At 31.3% G+C, this 15304-nt stretch carries 17 protein-coding genes; 10 read left to right on the top strand and 7 right to left on the bottom strand.

Annotation, left to right across the window (positions count from 1 at the left end; all coding sequences use genetic code 11):
* Window positions 1-11 precede the first annotated feature (11 nt).
* The 4 genes from GFV00_RS05330 (at window position 12) to GFV00_RS05315 (ending at window position 5105) form a co-directional block, all read left to right on the top strand.
* Window positions 12-1124: an efflux RND transporter periplasmic adaptor subunit gene (locus GFV00_RS05330; RefSeq protein WP_160556939.1), complete on the top strand. Its 1113-nt coding sequence runs from the start codon at window positions 12-14 to the stop codon at window positions 1122-1124.
* Window positions 1125-1386: 262 nt separating this feature from the next.
* Complete coding sequence (dnaG, locus tag GFV00_RS05325; protein ID WP_160556940.1) at window positions 1387-3321, top strand: DNA primase; 1935 nt, start codon at window positions 1387-1389, stop codon at window positions 3319-3321.
* 68 nt (window positions 3322-3389) lie between these two features.
* A complete protein-coding gene (locus tag GFV00_RS05320; protein ID WP_105296771.1) occupies window positions 3390-4031 on the top strand; it encodes a DUF47 domain-containing protein in 642 nt (213 codons plus the stop codon).
* Between the two features lie 9 nt (window positions 4032-4040).
* Window positions 4041-5105 carry an inorganic phosphate transporter gene (locus GFV00_RS05315; protein WP_160556941.1) on the top strand — a complete coding sequence of 355 codons (1065 nt, stop codon included), beginning with the start codon at window positions 4041-4043 and terminating at the stop codon, window positions 5103-5105.
* Between the two features lie 11 nt (window positions 5106-5116).
* On the opposite strand, the gene GFV00_RS05310 is transcribed toward GFV00_RS05315, so the two are convergent.
* Both GFV00_RS05310 and GFV00_RS05305 read right to left on the bottom strand, forming a co-directional pair.
* Window positions 5117-5548, bottom strand: coding sequence for a nucleoside deaminase (locus GFV00_RS05310; protein WP_160556942.1), 432 nt, complete (start codon window positions 5546-5548; stop codon window positions 5117-5119).
* A gap of 21 nt (window positions 5549-5569) precedes the next feature.
* Window positions 5570-6475 (bottom strand): ion transporter, encoded by a 906-nt coding sequence (locus GFV00_RS05305; protein ID WP_255570961.1) that lies wholly within the window; start codon window positions 6473-6475, stop codon window positions 5570-5572.
* Between the two features lie 228 nt (window positions 6476-6703).
* Between GFV00_RS05305 and GFV00_RS05300 the strand changes: the two genes are divergently transcribed.
* The 6 genes from GFV00_RS05300 (at window position 6704) to GFV00_RS05275 (ending at window position 10169) form a co-directional block, all read left to right on the top strand.
* Complete coding sequence (locus GFV00_RS05300) at window positions 6704-7180, top strand: Lrp/AsnC family transcriptional regulator (RefSeq protein ID WP_105296768.1); 477 nt, start codon at window positions 6704-6706, stop codon at window positions 7178-7180.
* A gap of 5 nt (window positions 7181-7185) precedes the next feature.
* On the top strand, window positions 7186-7881 hold the full coding sequence (locus GFV00_RS05295; RefSeq protein WP_160556943.1) for an NUDIX hydrolase: 696 nt from the start codon (window positions 7186-7188) through the stop codon (window positions 7879-7881).
* A gap of 114 nt (window positions 7882-7995) precedes the next feature.
* Complete coding sequence (locus GFV00_RS05290; protein WP_160556944.1) at window positions 7996-8397, top strand: hypothetical protein; 402 nt, start codon at window positions 7996-7998, stop codon at window positions 8395-8397.
* A gap of 91 nt (window positions 8398-8488) precedes the next feature.
* Entirely contained in the window at window positions 8489-8680 is a 192-nt protein-coding gene (locus GFV00_RS05285) for a hypothetical protein (RefSeq protein WP_160556945.1), read from the top strand.
* A 277-nt stretch (window positions 8681-8957) separates the two neighbouring features.
* The gene (gene trmD, locus GFV00_RS05280) at window positions 8958-9638 is read left to right on the top strand and encodes a tRNA (guanosine(37)-N1)-methyltransferase TrmD (RefSeq protein ID WP_160556946.1); all 681 of its coding nucleotides are present in this window, start codon (window positions 8958-8960) and stop codon (window positions 9636-9638) included.
* A gap of 21 nt (window positions 9639-9659) precedes the next feature.
* Window positions 9660-10169 carry a DUF2480 family protein gene (locus GFV00_RS05275; protein ID WP_185149985.1) on the top strand — a complete coding sequence of 170 codons (510 nt, stop codon included), beginning with the start codon at window positions 9660-9662 and terminating at the stop codon, window positions 10167-10169.
* A 158-nt stretch (window positions 10170-10327) separates the two neighbouring features.
* Here the strand turns inward: GFV00_RS05275 and GFV00_RS05270 are convergent, their stop codons facing one another.
* From GFV00_RS05270 to GFV00_RS05250, 5 genes are all read right to left on the bottom strand, one after another.
* Complete coding sequence (locus GFV00_RS05270) at window positions 10328-11182, bottom strand: prephenate dehydrogenase (protein WP_160556947.1); 855 nt, start codon at window positions 11180-11182, stop codon at window positions 10328-10330.
* 79 nt (window positions 11183-11261) lie between these two features.
* Entirely contained in the window at window positions 11262-11816 is a 555-nt protein-coding gene (gene frr / locus GFV00_RS05265) for a ribosome recycling factor (protein WP_160541719.1), read from the bottom strand.
* 43 nt (window positions 11817-11859) lie between these two features.
* Entirely contained in the window at window positions 11860-12567 is a 708-nt protein-coding gene (gene pyrH, locus GFV00_RS05260) for a UMP kinase (RefSeq protein ID WP_105296761.1), read from the bottom strand.
* Window positions 12568-12817: 250 nt separating this feature from the next.
* A complete protein-coding gene (thrC, locus tag GFV00_RS05255; RefSeq protein ID WP_160556948.1) occupies window positions 12818-14113 on the bottom strand; it encodes a threonine synthase in 1296 nt (431 codons plus the stop codon).
* A 24-nt stretch (window positions 14114-14137) separates the two neighbouring features.
* The gene (locus tag GFV00_RS05250; RefSeq protein WP_160556949.1) at window positions 14138-15079 is read right to left on the bottom strand and encodes a homoserine kinase; all 942 of its coding nucleotides are present in this window, start codon (window positions 15077-15079) and stop codon (window positions 14138-14140) included.
* Window positions 15080-15304 lie beyond the last annotated feature (225 nt).

Below are 15304 nucleotides of genomic sequence, written 5' to 3'. Positions count from 1 at the left end.
AAAAAGTTGTCATGAATAATAAGGTTCTTAAAATAGTTTTATCTGTTGCTTTTATTGCACTTTTATTGTATTGTATATGGTACGTAATTATAACCAATACACGATCTAATGATAAGTTTGAGACAGAGTCTCCGGTTACTATGACTATTCAGCAAAAAGCTGTGGCAACCGGTAAAATTAATCCAAAAGAAAAGATAGAAATCAAACCTAATATATCCGGGATTATCAAGGAGATTTATATTAAAGAAGGAGATGAAGTAAAAGTAGGACAATTATTGGCTACGATTAAAGTGGTTCCGGTCGTTTCTACAGTAAATACTGCTATGCAGAATATAAATTCAGCAGAAATTAAGTTAAATAATCAAAAAAGAATTTTTGATCGTCAAAAATTATTATATGAGCAAGGAGTAATTTCTAAGCAGGATTATGAAAGTGCTGAAACGGAATATAAAATAGCAAAACAAAATTTAATTCAAGCACAGAAAGATTATGATATTGCTAAAACAGGTATTACTTCAGGATTAGAAGATTTAGCGAGTATTCAAGTTCGTTCTACTGCAAATGGACAGGCACTGGAAGTACCCGTAGAAGTAGGGGATCAGGTAATTGAAGCTAATACATTTAATGCAGGAACAACTATTGCAAGCATTGCCGATGTCAGCAAAATGATATTTGAGGGTAAAGTGGACGAGTCAGATGCAGGGAAAATGCATGAGGGAATGAAATTAAAAATAATAATCGGAGCGCTTCAAGACAAAGATATAAATGGTATTTTAACCTTTATTTCTCCTCAAGGTAAAGAAGAAAACGGGGCTGTTAAATATGAAATTAAAGCAGATATAATTATTCCGGAAGGGGTTTCGATTCGCGCCGGATATAGTGCCAATGCAGAAGTAATATTAAGTGAGAGAAAAAATATTTTAGCAATGAGAGAAGCTTTAATGCAATATGATGGAGAGAGACCTTTCGTTGAAGTACAACAGCCTGATGGAAAATTCAAAAAAGTTTATGTAAAACTAGGATTATCAGACGGTATATTTGTTGAAGTTCAAGGTATTTCACTGAAAGATCAAATTAAAATATGGAATTCTTCAGACGAAGATAAATCATCAAGAAAAAAATAGTTTTGAAAAAATAGTTTAAACAAGCACCTGATGTAAATCAGGTGTTTTTTATTTTATAAAATCTAAATCGATCTTTATTTGATAGTATAAAAATCATTAAAACATAAGATTTTTAAAGATATTGCGCAGGGTAATGTTTTTATTATACCATTAAAAATTCTATTTTATTCGTGAGTACTGATATATGTATAATTAAATTTAAAAAGAACCATGTGAAGATTTTTTCAAAAATGGAAATTTAAATTAACGTATTTTTGTACTTATGATTTCTAAAGAGACCATAGATAAGATTTTCTCTACGGCAAGAGTGGAAGAAGTAATATCGGATTTTATAAATCTGAAAAAATCAGGGAGTAATTATAAAGGCTTAAGTCCATTTGTAGATGAAAAAACGCCCTCATTTATGGTTTCCCCATCCAAACAAATTTGGAAAGATTTTTCATCCGGTAAAGGCGGTAATGTGGTTACCTTTATAATGGAACAAGAACATTATACCTATCCGGAGGCCTTACGCTATCTGGCAAAAAAGTATAATATTGAAATTGAAGAAGACAGTAAAGAACTGTCTGACAGTCAAAAAGAATTACAATTAAATAAAGAAAGCCTATATCAATTATCAGAGGTTGCCAATGAATATTTTCAAAACCAACTTTGGAAAACTGAAGAAGGCAATACCATAGGAATATCTTATTTTAGAGAAAGAAGTATACGGGATGACATTATTAAACAATTCCAATTAGGGTATTCACCGAAAGACTGGGATTCATTTACACATTTTGCATATGAGAAAGGGTATAAAAAAGAAATACTGGAGCAATCCGGTTTAAGCATTTTTAAAGAAGGGTCAGATAAAGGATTCGATCGTTTTAGAGAGCGAGTATTATTTCCCATTCATAGTTTTTCGGGAAGAGTATTGGGATTTGGAGGTCGAATTTTGCAAAATAATGCAAAAACGGCTAAATATGTTAATTCCCCTGAAAGTGAAATCTATCATAAAAGCCAAGTTTTATATGGTTTATTTCATGCAAAATCTTTTATAATTAAAGAAGATAATTGTTATTTGGTAGAAGGATATATGGATGTAATATCCCTTTATCAAAATGGTATTAAAAATGTTGTAGCCTCTTCAGGAACTTCATTAACTGTTGAGCAAATTAGACTAATAAAAAGGTTAACCAACAACATTACTGTTTTATATGATGGGGATCAAGCAGGAATTAAAGCTTCATTCAGAAGCATAGATATAATCCTTGAGCAAGAAATGAATGTTAAAGTATTGCTGTTTCCGGATGGAGAAGATCCGGATAGCTTTGCAAGAAAACATTCTGCCGATGAAATAGAAGCATTTTTTAAAGAAAACAGTAAAGATTTTATTCAATTCAAAACAGATGTTTTATTAAAAGAAACGAACGGCGATCCCATAAAAAAGGCCGGTTTAATTAGAGATATAGTTGGGAGTATAGCCTTAATAAAAAATCTTATTCAAAAAGAGATTTATGTAAAAGAATGTTCAAGAATATTGGATATCTCGGAGCAAGTTCTATTTAGTGAATTGGCTCAATTAACACAACAAAATATACATTCTAGAGATCGGAATACAAGAAAACAAGTTGCTTTACAACCTGTAACAACATCTCAACAAGAAGAAATTGATTTTACCTATAAAATTGAAGAAGATATTTTAGAATTAATGCTATCCTATGGAGACCATGAAATTTTAATAAACTATGTGGAAGAAGAAGAACCCTATAAAACTACTGTAATAGAAGAAATTGTTCACCGCTTAAAAGAAGATGATTTACAATTTACCGTAGATTTTTACAATAGAATTTATTTGGAAATCATGGAAGGTATTGAAAACAATCAATTGAGAACCGGAGAATATTTTGTTAAATCCAAAGAAGTCGACATCACCGAATTTGCCGTAGGAAAATTATTAAAAAAATACTCGATAAGCAATAATTGGGAACTCAAAGAAATATATGTTCCAACATTAGAGCAAAATCTTGCAAAAAACACAAAAGATGTAATACTTAAATACAAAGCGATAAGAATAGCGGAAATGAATAAAAATTTAGCTAAAGAATTAAGTTCGGGGGATATATCAGAAGAAAGAAGATTAGAAATTTTTAATCAGATTATAACCTTAGATAAGCTTCTAAAACAAATACATAAGCTGGAAAATCGGGTAATTTAAAAAAAGATATTTAGGTTAATTTAAAATTCGATATATTTGCTTACATAAAGTAAACTAAAAAGCAAGCTATGGGTATTAGTGCATTTTTTAGATTATTTCAACCAAAAGATAAGGTTTTCTATACTTTATTCGAACAAGTTGTTGATAATCTGGCTGCCATGTCCAAGGATATGGTAGAAGGAATGAAATCACAAGAAACTATAACAGAAGCATTTTATAAAAAAATGGAAGATTATGAACATGCTAATGATAAGTTGTCTCACCATATTTTTATAGAATTAGGTAAAAATTTCATTACCCCTTTTGATCGAGAAGATATACATCAGTTAACTTCTGCACTTGATGATATTGCTGATATCTTGTTCGCATCCTGTAAATACATATTACTGTACAAATCTCCGTATATTCCGGCATATTTTACTTTTGCAAATCTGATACATGACTGTGTATTAGAGCTGCAAAAAGCAATCTATAATCTAAGAAACTTTAAGAAACCCAAAGAGGTATTGGCTTCATGTGTAGAAATCAATAGAATTGAAAATGTTGCCGATGACTTTTTTAGCAAAGAAATTGGAGATTTATTTGAAAGCAAAAGAGATGTATTAGATATTATAAAACTGAAAAATGTATTAGAATATTTAGAAGATGTCACAGACAAATGTGAAGATTCAGCAAATATTATAGAATCTATTTTAGTTAAATATTCATAACCTTTTTTCATGACTCTACTTATAACCATCGTCATATTAGCATTAATATTTGATTATATTAATGGTTTTCACGATTCGGCAAATTCAATAGCCACGATTGTATCGACAAAAGTATTAACGCCATTCCAGGCAGTTTTGTGGGCAGCATTTTTTAATTTTGTTGCCTATTTTGTTTCTTTATATATCGTAGGAGAATTTAAAATAGGAAATACGATAGCAAAATCTGTTCATGAGAATTTTATTACTCTCGAAGTTATCTTTTCAGGACTGGTAGCTGCAATCATATGGAATTTATTTACCTGGTGGGCGGGTATTCCTTCTTCTTCATCCCATACATTAATAGGAGGATTTATAGGAGCGGCTGTTGCTCATGTTGGCGGTTTCAGTAAAGCAGGAGAAACAGTAGTCAATTATCCCGTAGTTATCCCAATTATTTTATTTATTTTCATAGCACCGATAATTGGAATGATCGTTTCATCCATCATTACACTCATAATAATGAATATTTGTAGAAATGCCAATCCTTACAAAGCAGATAAATGGTTTAAAAAATTACAATTAGTGTCTTCTGCAGCTTTTAGTATAGGTCATGGAGGTAATGATGCTCAAAAAGTAATGGGAATTATTGGTGCAGCCTTTATCTTCTATGAAGTGAATATTGCCCATTCTGCAGAATATGTTAATCTAACGACAGCCGAAAGATTTCAGCATTTTACAACCGATTATTGGTGGGTGCCCATAAGCAGTTTTATAGCAATTGCTTTAGGAACTATGTCAGGAGGATGGAAAATTATTAAAACAATGGGAACTCGTATTACGAAAGTAACTCCTTTAGAAGGGGTAACAGCAGAAATATCCGGTGCAATTACCTTATTCCTTAGTGAACATTGGGGAATTCCGGTAAGTACAACCCATACTATAACAGGTTCAATAATTGGAGTAGGATTAGTTAAAAGAGTATCTGCCGTACGCTGGGGAATTACCATTAAATTATTGTGGGCATGGGTTCTAACTATTCCGGTAAGTGCAGTATTAGCAATGATCGTTTATTCTATAGTTAAACTCTTTATGTAATGCTAATAAGCCTATCTTTTAGACGAAAAAAAATTTTTTAACAATAAAGAACATTCATCTTTTAAAACTCCCGATACGTATTCCGTTTGAGGATGAAGAGATAAGCCTTTAGACTGAAAGCCTCTTTTTTCATCTGATGCCCCTACAACAACTCTGCTTATTTGAGACCAATATAAAGCTCCGGCGCACATTGTACAAGGCTCTAAGGTAACATACAAAGTACAATTAGTAAGATATTTTGCACCCAGTAAATTACTGGCAGCGGTAATAGCTTGCATTTCGGCATGAGCCGTAACATCAACTAATAATTCAGTTAAATTAAATGCTTTAGCTAAAATTTTGTTATTACTTACTATAATGGCACCCACCGGGACTTCATCCTTATACATAGCTTCTTTAGCTTGTTGTAAAGCTATTTTCATATAGTATTCATCGGTAAACATGATCAATTATAAAATATTTAATCAGCTGTTTAAATCATTATTGTTAGTAGAAGAATTTAAAATATGACCGCAATGTTTACAGTATATAGCATCCGCTTCATTATTTATGGTATTACAAAAATTACACTTTTTACTGTTTAATTGATTTTTTTTATGTCTGGTATATTCAGCAGATAACAAACCTGCCGGAACGGAAATAATAGAATATCCTAAAATCATAATTCCCGATGCAATAATTTTCCCTAAGACCGTTACAGGAGCTACGTCTCCATAACCAACAGTTGTCAAAGTAACTACGGCCCAATACATCGATTGAGGAATACTGGAAAAACTTTCTCGATTTCTTCCTCCTTCAATTACATACATTAAAGATCCTAAGATTAACGTAGTAATTATGATAAAATATAAGAATACAAAAATTTTACGTTTACTTCGTCGTAAGGAAATTAAAAGAGAATTACTTTCATCGATATAAGTACCCATTTTAAAAATCCTGAAGATTCGCAAAAGCCTTAATATTCGTATGATGGCTAAATAATGCGATTGAACGAAAAAAATACTTAAATAGGTTGGGATGATGGATAACAAATCAATAATTCCATAAAAGCTGGTCGAATATTTTTTTGCCTTTTTGGCACTGGATATTCTTAAAATATATTCTACGGTAAAAGAAATAGTAACCCACCAATCCAGTATATAAAGCCAAAATCCGATTTTTGAACTAATGCCCGGAACACTTTCCAACATAATAATTAGAGTGCTTAAAGTGATGAAAAAGAGAAGAATGATGTCAAATATTTTGCCTTTTACCGTATCAGACTCAAAAATAATGTCGTGAAGTTCAGCCTTCCAAATGGCAGTACCTTTTTTACATTCCGGTGTCTTACCTATAAAAAATAATTTTATTTCTTTTACAATTTTTTTCACAACTAAATTATTAATAGTAAAAAAATTATCTTATTATTAATTAATATGATAACAAAGATAAAAATAAAATTAATTATACTTAAAATGAATACCCTGAATTGTTCATTTAGTAGCGAATTTGTTTATATTTTAAAGAATTTATATAAAAACATGTATAGGTTGAAGATTAATTTTATATATTTGTAAAATAAAGATAAATTAAATTAACAAACAATAAAGTTTTTTACCATGAAAGAGAAATTTTATATAGATGAAACTGATAAGAAAATTTTACAATTTTTATCTATTAATACCAGAATGCCTTTTACCGAGATTGCAAAAAAAATGGATGTATCCGCCGGGACAATACACGTAAGAGTTAAAAAGATGGAAGATGTAGGAGTTATAAAAGGAACATGTTTAAATATTGATTATAATATTTTAGGTTATAGTTTTATAGCTTATGTTGGGATTTTATTAACTAAATCAAGCAAAACTCAAAGTGTATTAGAAAAATTAGCAGCAATACCAAACGTAACAACCGCTAATGTAATTTCAGGTAAATACAATATTTATTGTAAAATCAGCGCAAAAGATGCTGAAGATGCAAAAAATGTTATTTATAAAATAGATGATATTGATGACGTATTAAGAACAGAAAGTATGATTTCTTTAGAAGAAAGCATCAATGATCAAAACCGATTAATGGATGCTTTGTTTAAATAAAAATAATGCTTCCTGAAGAAAAAGAAATTTATTTTAAAGTAGCAATTTCTGTATCTTTGGTTTTATTTGGGTTTGATGGGGAAATGCTGCGTATTTTATTAAGTAATGATACAAAAAATGGACCTTTTCAAGGAGCTCCACGACTTCCCTCAGTTTATGTGAAAGCCCATGAGGGCATTGATTCAAATGTAGAAAAATTATTATTCTTACATACACAAAAAGACCACATATTTGTTGAACAACTAAAAGCTTTTGCAAAAGTTTTTAGAAATCCACTAGGAAGGGTAGTAAACATTGCTTACTACGCAACGGTAAAATTAGATGATGAACTATTGCAATACACTAAAGAAAGAGGTGAAGAATGGGTTGAATACTCAAAAATCCCGGACTTAGCATTTGATCATAATGAAATCATTGATTATGCAAAAGAACGATTGAAACGCAGAGTTAAAAGAAGACCCATAGGTTTTTATCTATTACCGGAACATTTTACCATTTCGCAATTACAAAAGTTGTATGAAACCGCATTAAACCGAGAAATGGATAAAAGGAATTTTAGAAAAAAAATTGTTAATTCTCAATTAATTTTAGAAACAGGTTTAACGGATAATTCCTCGTCAAGAAAATCAGCAAAATTGTATAAATTTGATGAAGAAAAATATCAGAAACTTAGCTTAAAAGGATACGATTTTTTATTTTAAAATTATCAAAAATACTTCATAAATTAGATGAACAGGAGGAATATTATTCCTCCTGTATTTTTTATATACCATCATAAATGTTGTATATTTACTTAAGTTACTAAATAATACTATATGAGTAGTGATGAAGAAATTTTCGGAAAGCGCCCAAAAGAATATTTTGAAGTAAAAGAAAAAAAATCAATACCTTTTATTCTTTCATGTATTTACATGGGCTTTATGGGCTTTATACCTATCTTTCTCGGTATTCTTGGCTTTATGAAAATTTATTTTCCCGGTGCTCCCGCTTGGTTTTTTATTCTAAATATCATTTTAGGAATAGTAATGATTATCGGATCGATCAGTACCTATTATTTTAAAAAATGGGGAATTTTTCTTTTCGGTTTGACCTTATTTGTAGATATTTTATTTCATTTATCGTTAGGGTTTGAAGAGCTTGATGCAATTAACGGCTTATATTTGTTTATAGGTTTTGCTTTAGTTCCCATAATACCTCGATGGAAATTTTTTAGCTAAATGATAAGATCATACAAAATATTGAAAAATTAAAATATCCCATAGGTACTTTTAAAATTCCTGAAAACATATCTAAAGAAGATATAACTTTATGGATTACTCAATTAAAATCTTTTCCGGAAAGATTAAAACAAGCAGTACTTCCACTATAAGACACGCAGTTAGATACGCCTTACAGATCGGGTGGGTAGACTATAAGACAGCTAATGAGCAAGTAATCACTTTATTTACATGGTATGGAAATCATCATTTAGCCCATATAACAAATTCAATTGATTTATAGCTATATAGTTCCAATATTCAGTAATCCTATAAATTAAGTTATAATTGTAATATATAATTCTTTTCTGTATATATACGAAAATCTCAAATGATCCAAAGGTCATAACCGGCTGAATTTAAAATATGTAGATATTCGAATTAATAAAAAGGCCATAAAATACTGAGAATTTTTTCAATAACTAAACTAGAATAATAAAGACTTAGTTAACATCGCCGGTTGATATAATTAATCATTAAACGTTACTTTTGTATTTCAATCATTGCCAAATAAAAAATGTATGAGAATAGATATTATAAGTGCGGTGCCCAAATTACTAAAAAGTCCTTTAGAAGAATCAATTATGAAAAGGGCGCAAGACAAAGGATTGGTACAACTATATTTCCATGATTTACGGGAATATGGACAGGGAAATTATAGGCAGATTGATGATACACAATATGGAGGAGGTGCAGGAATGGTTTTAATGATTGAACCGATTGATAAATGTATTTCTCAACTATTATCTCAAAGATCATACGACGAAATTATCTATATGACTCCTGATGGCGAAACTTTAAATCAGAAAACATGCAATACACTTTCACTAAAAGAAAATATAATTATACTTTGTGGGCATTATAAAGGTGTAGATCAAAGAGTACGTGATTTATATATTACCCGTGAAATATCTATTGGTGATTATGTGCTAAGCGGAGGAGAATTAGGAGCTTGTGTACTGGTTGATGCCATAGTTAGGTTGATACCAGGAGTTTTAAATGATGAAACATCTGCCTTATACGATTCATTTCAAGATAATTTACTTGCACCTCCGGTTTATACCCGTCCGGAAGAATATAAAAATTTGAAAGTTCCGGATATACTCTTGAGTGGTAATTTTGCAAAGATAGATGAATGGAGACAGGAAATGTCTTACAAACATACACAAGAGAGAAGACCCGATTTACTAAATAAAAATTAATATCACTATTAATTAAAAATTATGGATGAAATAATTAATAAAGTCGAAAAAAGCGGACTCATTACACTAGATTTAGAAGATTTTTATCCTAAAGAACCCAGGATGCTATTTGATTTAAAAGACTATTTATATGAAGGTTTAGTTTTAAGAGAAAAAGAGTTTCGTGAAAATCTTTCACAATTGGATTGGAAAATGTATGAAAATGCTTATTTAGCAGTAACTTGCACATCTGATGCAATTGTGCCTTCCTGGTCATATCTATTAATTGCTAATTATTTAACAGGAGTGGCAAAGTTAATATCATTCGGCACTTTAGAGGATTTGGAAAGAGACATATTTACAGAAATTATAGATAAAATGGACGTGGATAGTTATAAAGATAAAAAAATTATTATTAAAGGCTGCTCACGCAAACCCGTTCCACAAAATGCTTATTTACAACTTATACAAAAACTTAAGCCTATAGCTTCTTCCTTAATGTTTGGAGAGGCTTGTAGTACAGTTCCTATTTTCAAAAAGAAAAAATTATAATTTAAAATTTAAAAATATTACTGACTGGAATAAAAAATTGTTAATACTTTTTAGTTATTTAACTGTTTCATTCACTAGTGTTTGCTGTGAAATTATTAACTTAATAAAAGTTTTTTGAAAAAATAAAATTTAGAAAACTGAAGCTAATAATTCAACGATTATTTTTTCTCTAACTTATTTTTTATTCGGTTAGCTTCTTTAATGAATTCATATAAATGTTCAGATTCTCCATTTTCCAAATAAGATTTAAATTCAGTCAACTTTTCCAAATAAGTAGTAAGAATAGGTAAAATATATTTGGAATTTTGTTCAAAAATAGGAAGCCACATATCAACGGAACTTTTAGCCAGTCGAACAGTAGAAGCAAACCCACCGGATGCTAAATTGAATATGGCAGCATCATCTTTTTCTTTTTCAAGAACGGAAACGGCCAAAGCATAGGAAATAGCATGAGAAAGATGTGAAACATACCCCACATGTTCATCATGAGATTCCGCATCCATAAGAATAAGCCGCGAACCCAAATGATAATAAACTTGAGAAACCAGATGAACTGCTTTTGGATGAGATTCATTGGAGTTGCATAGGATAGCAGCCCGATCTTTAAATAACCCATGAAAGGCAGCAGATGGACCGCTATATTCCGTTCCTGCCATGGGATGAGAAGGAACGAATGATTTTCTATTTGAATGATTTTTAACCTTTTCAATCAAAGAAGATTTAGTACTTCCCACATCCATAAGTACCGAACCGTCAGGGAGAATATCCAATAGATGAGGTAGAAGTTTAATGCTTACATCGACCGGAGTGGATAAAATGGTTAATTCGGAAGAACGTATTGCCTCGTCCATCGGCATAATTTCATCGATAATGGATAATTCCAAGGCTTCTTTTTCATGAAGTTTAGACTTATCGGTCCCTAAAACTTTTGAAGCAAATCCGCTTTTTTTAAGATCCAGAGCTATAGAACCTCCAATCAAACCTAATCCGATAACACTTATAGTTTTTGACATATAAAGATTCAAAGATAAAAAAAATCGGTTCTTAAAAAAAGAAACCGATTGGGTATTTTAAAAGTATGTTAAGAACGGCTTATACTGTCATGATCTCTTTCTCTTTAACGGAAAGATGTTCTTCTGCCAATTTAACATATTTATCAGTCAACGATTGTATTTGCTCTTCACCATTTTTCTTTTCATCTTCTGAAGCACTCTCTATCTTTTTTATATCGGCATTTGCTTCTTGTCTGGCTTTTCGAATACCAACCTTAGAATTTTCGCATTCTGCTTTTGCTTGTTTTACTAAGTCTTTTCTTCTTTCTTCTGTTAAAGGAGGAATGTTGATAATAATATTTTCCCCGTTATTATTTGGAGTAAAGCCTAAATTGGATTGAAAAATAGCTTTTTCAATAGCGCCCAAAGTAGATTTTTCCCAAGGCTGTATACTAAGAGTCATTCCATCGGGAACGGAAATATTGGCAACTTGAGATAAAGGAGTAGGAGTCCCATAATATTCCACTAAAATGTTTTGTAGCATGAGTGGGTTAGCCCGCCCTGCTCGTATTTTATTAAAAGCTGACTCTAAATGTTTTAGAGAGGATTCCATGCTTTCCTTAGTCGTATCTATAATTAAATTTATTTCTTCCATAATTTTCAGATAAGTTGCCTTGCAAATATAAACTATTAATTAATTAAATAGAAACTAAAGTTCCTACTTCTTTACCTTCAATAATTTTTCTTAAATTCCCTTCTTTGTTCATATCAAATACAATGATAGGAAGCGCATTTTCTTGACTTAACGTAAAAGCAGTCATATCCATAATTTTAAGTCCTTTTTTATAAACTTCATCAAAAGAAATACTGTTGAATTTTACTGCATTTTTATTTTTTTCCGGGTCTGTATCATAAATACCGTCCACTCGAGTCCCTTTTAAGATAACTTCTGCGTTAATTTCGATAGCTTTTAATGTAGCGGCTGTATCAGTAGTAAAATAAGGGTTTCCGGTTCCTGCACCAAAAATTACAACTCTTCCTTTTTCCAAATGCCTATCGGCTCTTCGTTTAATAAAAGGTTCAGCAATTTGATCCATTTTTATGGAAGTTTGCAAACGGGTATGTACTCCCATTGCCTCCAAAGAACTTTGTAAAGCCATTCCGTTAATAACCGTGGCAAGCATTCCCATATAGTCGCCTTGAACCCTGTCAATACCGGTAGCAACTCCCGCAACTCCCCTGAATATGTTTCCACCTCCTATAACAATTGCTATTTCTACTCCCATTTCAGAAATTTCTTTTATCTGTTTAGAGTAACTTTGAAGAATTTCAGAGCTTATTCCATATTGTTGATTTCCCATTAAAGCTTCTCCACTTAACTTTAAAAGTATTCTTTTATATTTCATGATTAACTAGCGTATATTTATTATTTTTTGACAATGAATTCGAAAAGGATAGTAATGCTATATACTTAAATAGAAGAGTAAAAAGAAAGTAAATAGATACAGAAAGTACTATAAATAGTAATAAAATCATTTATGTTAAATTTCTGTATGCAAATATAATAAGGAATTTTTTAAAAAATGTAACTGCTTTTTATTTTTCCCTTAATGTGTTGTTCTCACTTCCATTTAAGAATTCAACATATTTTACGATTTATGAATTCATTAAAAATGTTTTCAAATCGGAAAAATTATTTTCAAGAGGCGTAGCTGAACTTATTTTATGATTCAACTCTTTTACTTGTTCAGGTATAACAATTTTATTTTTTAAGTTTTCAGGATATACATCCATAAATTTACAAGGATGAGCAGTAGATAAAAATATGGTGAAATCTTGTGGATGATTATACTTCTTTGCAGCTAGATAAGCAACTGCAGTATGAGGACAAGCGATATAGTTGTATTTTTCATATAATTCATTAATACCATTCATCGTTTCTGAATCGGTAAATGAATAAGCAGATATAAGATTACGCAAGGAATCTAAGCTTTCATTAAATAAATCGGTAATTCGTACCCAATTACTTGGATTTCCTACATCCATGGCATTAGATAAAGTTTGTATGGATGGTTTAGGCTCATAAGTACCTTTTTGTAAATAAACGGGAACAGTATCATTTACATTAGTAGCTGCAACAAAATGTTTTACAGGGAGACCTGATTTATAGGCTAGTAACCCGGCACCAATATTACCAAAATTTCCACTGGGAACTACAAAAACTATATCTTTCTTATTCTTTTTGACTGCTTGAGCATAAGCATAAAGGTAATAGAATGTTTGCGGCAATAACCTTGAAATATTGATGGAATTAGCCGAAGTTAATCGTAATTTTGAATTAAGTTCAGCATCATTAAAAGCCATTTTAACTAAAGCCTGACAGTCATCAAAAGTTCCATTTACCTCCAAGGCTCTAATGTTTTGACCGTTTGTAGTCAATTGTTTTCTTTGAATTTCACTGATTTTACCTTTCGGGTATAATATAGTTACCCGAGTACCTTCAACCCCTAAAAAACCTAAAGCGACAGCACCTCCTGTATCTCCTGAAGTAGCCACCAGAATATCCAACGTTTTATCGTTTTTATCGGATAAATAAGCCATAAGTCGACTCATAAAACGAGCTCCAAAGTCTTTAAATGCTAACGAAGGACCGTGAAATAATTCCAATACAGCCAAATTTTCTTCTAGTGATACCAATGGGGCATCAAAACTAATCGTTTCCTTTATAATTTTTTCCAAGTCTTTTTTAGGGATATCTTCTCCAATAAAAGAATGAGCAATTTCTAAAGCCATTTCCGGAAAAGAATAATCCGTAATATTCTGAATAAAACTTTCCGATAATTTTGGGATATGCCAAGGCATATACAATCCTTTATCAGAAGGAAAGCTGGTAAATACGGCTTCTTTAAAAGAAACAGAAAGATTTTTATTATTTGTGCTGTATAGTTTCATGTTAGAGTAGATTATATGGCTGAATTATGAAAGCACAGTTGCTCCTTTACAATTTATAGGAGAGGAATAACCATTGCTTTCTATTTCGTGATTTTTAAGATGTTCTTTAAGTTTTGCAGTAATTGTTTTTGCTGTTTCAATTCCTTTGGTAAAAGCAACTACTGAAGGTCCGGAACCTGAAATACCGAAACCTAAGGCCCCGCATTCCATAGCAATTCTTCTCATGGCTTCAAATTCGGGTATAAGAATGGAACGGGTAGGTTCAATTAATTGGTCTTGTAAACTTCTGGACAACAAGTCGTAATCCTCTGTAAATAAGCCTGTTATCAATCCGGCAATATTTCCCCATTGGGAAACGGCGTCTTTTAGTTCAACTTTATTCTTTAAAATTTGTCTGGCTGCGCGAGTCTGAACCTCTACATGTGGAAAAATAATGGAACAACAAAGTTCCGTAGGCACGGGAAGGTTAATTACTTCTAATGGTTGATAGCTTCTAATTAATGTTATCCCACCCATTAATGAAGGGGCAACATTATCGGCATGGCCATGCCCGCAAGCCAGTTCTTCACCCTTTAAGGCAAAAGGCAACAGTTCTTTTTTAGATAATGGTTCTCCTAAAAGCTGGTTAATAGCAAACAGACCCGCTATTGTACTTGCTGCACTAGAGCCCAGACCGCTACCGATAGGCATTTTTTTATGAAGTTCAATTTCAATTCCGTAATTTTTTTTACCCAAAAAATCGAGAATCATTTTAACACATGCACTCACCGTATTCTTATCCGGATGGGTAGGTAAAAGCCCTTGATCTCCGGTTATCTTAGTAATTCTTATTCCGGGTTCATCCACGCGTTTTAAAAAAACTTCATCTCCCGGCTCATTCAACGCTAATCCTAAAATATCATATCCACAAATAAAATTAGCTGAAGTCGCCGGAGCAAATACATGCACACTATCTTTTTCTTTCATCGAAATTTGAAAACGTTCAATTTTTAGTGAGACAAATGTAAGCTAATTATATTTGATTTCAAAAGACTAACTTTTTTAAACAATAGGTGTATCAGGTTTATAATTCTACAAGAATTAATACTTTTCTTAAATATTTCGATGCGATTAAGTTGTACTATTTTTAAATAAATTTATATGTCTTATTTTATAATAAAGCCTATACCTAAATTAAAAAAAAATAGTTTT

The sequence above is a fragment of the Apibacter sp. B3935 genome, assembly GCF_009827705.1.
Lineage (GTDB): Bacteria > Bacteroidota > Bacteroidia > Flavobacteriales > Weeksellaceae > Apibacter.
This window is presented reverse-complemented; position numbering and strand designations above follow the sequence as displayed.

Bases quoted from the DNA above. Each gene is read 5' to 3' on its own strand.
- GFV00_RS05285 (WP_160556945.1), top strand. From the start codon at position 8,489: ATGGATTACTCAATTAAAATCTTTTCCGGAAAGATTAAAACAAGCAGT.
- trmD (WP_160556946.1), top strand. From the start codon at position 8,958: ATGAGAATAGATATTATAAGTGCGGTGCCCAAATTACTAAAAAGTCCT.
- GFV00_RS05320 (WP_105296771.1), top strand. From the start codon at position 3,390: ATGGGTATTAGTGCATTTTTTAGATTATTTCAACCAAAAGATAAGGTT.
- GFV00_RS05270 (WP_160556947.1), bottom strand. From the start codon at position 11,182: ATGTCAAAAACTATAAGTGTTATCGGATTAGGTTTGATTGGAGGTTCT.
- pyrH (WP_105296761.1), bottom strand. From the start codon at position 12,567: ATGAAATATAAAAGAATACTTTTAAAGTTAAGTGGAGAAGCTTTAATG.
- dnaG (WP_160556940.1), top strand. From the start codon at position 1,387: ATGATTTCTAAAGAGACCATAGATAAGATTTTCTCTACGGCAAGAGTG.
- frr (WP_160541719.1), bottom strand. From the start codon at position 11,816: ATGGAAGAAATAAATTTAATTATAGATACGACTAAGGAAAGCATGGAA.
- GFV00_RS05290 (WP_160556944.1), top strand. From the start codon at position 7,996: ATGAGTAGTGATGAAGAAATTTTCGGAAAGCGCCCAAAAGAATATTTT.
- GFV00_RS05315 (WP_160556941.1), top strand. From the start codon at position 4,041: ATGACTCTACTTATAACCATCGTCATATTAGCATTAATATTTGATTAT.
- GFV00_RS05295 (WP_160556943.1), top strand. From the start codon at position 7,186: ATGCTTCCTGAAGAAAAAGAAATTTATTTTAAAGTAGCAATTTCTGTA.
- GFV00_RS05310 (WP_160556942.1), bottom strand. From the start codon at position 5,548: ATGTTTACCGATGAATACTATATGAAAATAGCTTTACAACAAGCTAAA.
- thrC (WP_160556948.1), bottom strand. From the start codon at position 14,113: ATGAAACTATACAGCACAAATAATAAAAATCTTTCTGTTTCTTTTAAA.
- GFV00_RS05275 (WP_185149985.1), top strand. From the start codon at position 9,660: ATGGATGAAATAATTAATAAAGTCGAAAAAAGCGGACTCATTACACTA.
- GFV00_RS05250 (WP_160556949.1), bottom strand. From the start codon at position 15,079: ATGAAAGAAAAAGATAGTGTGCATGTATTTGCTCCGGCGACTTCAGCT.
- GFV00_RS05330 (WP_160556939.1), top strand. From the start codon at position 12: ATGAATAATAAGGTTCTTAAAATAGTTTTATCTGTTGCTTTTATTGCA.
- GFV00_RS05300 (WP_105296768.1), top strand. From the start codon at position 6,704: ATGAAAGAGAAATTTTATATAGATGAAACTGATAAGAAAATTTTACAA.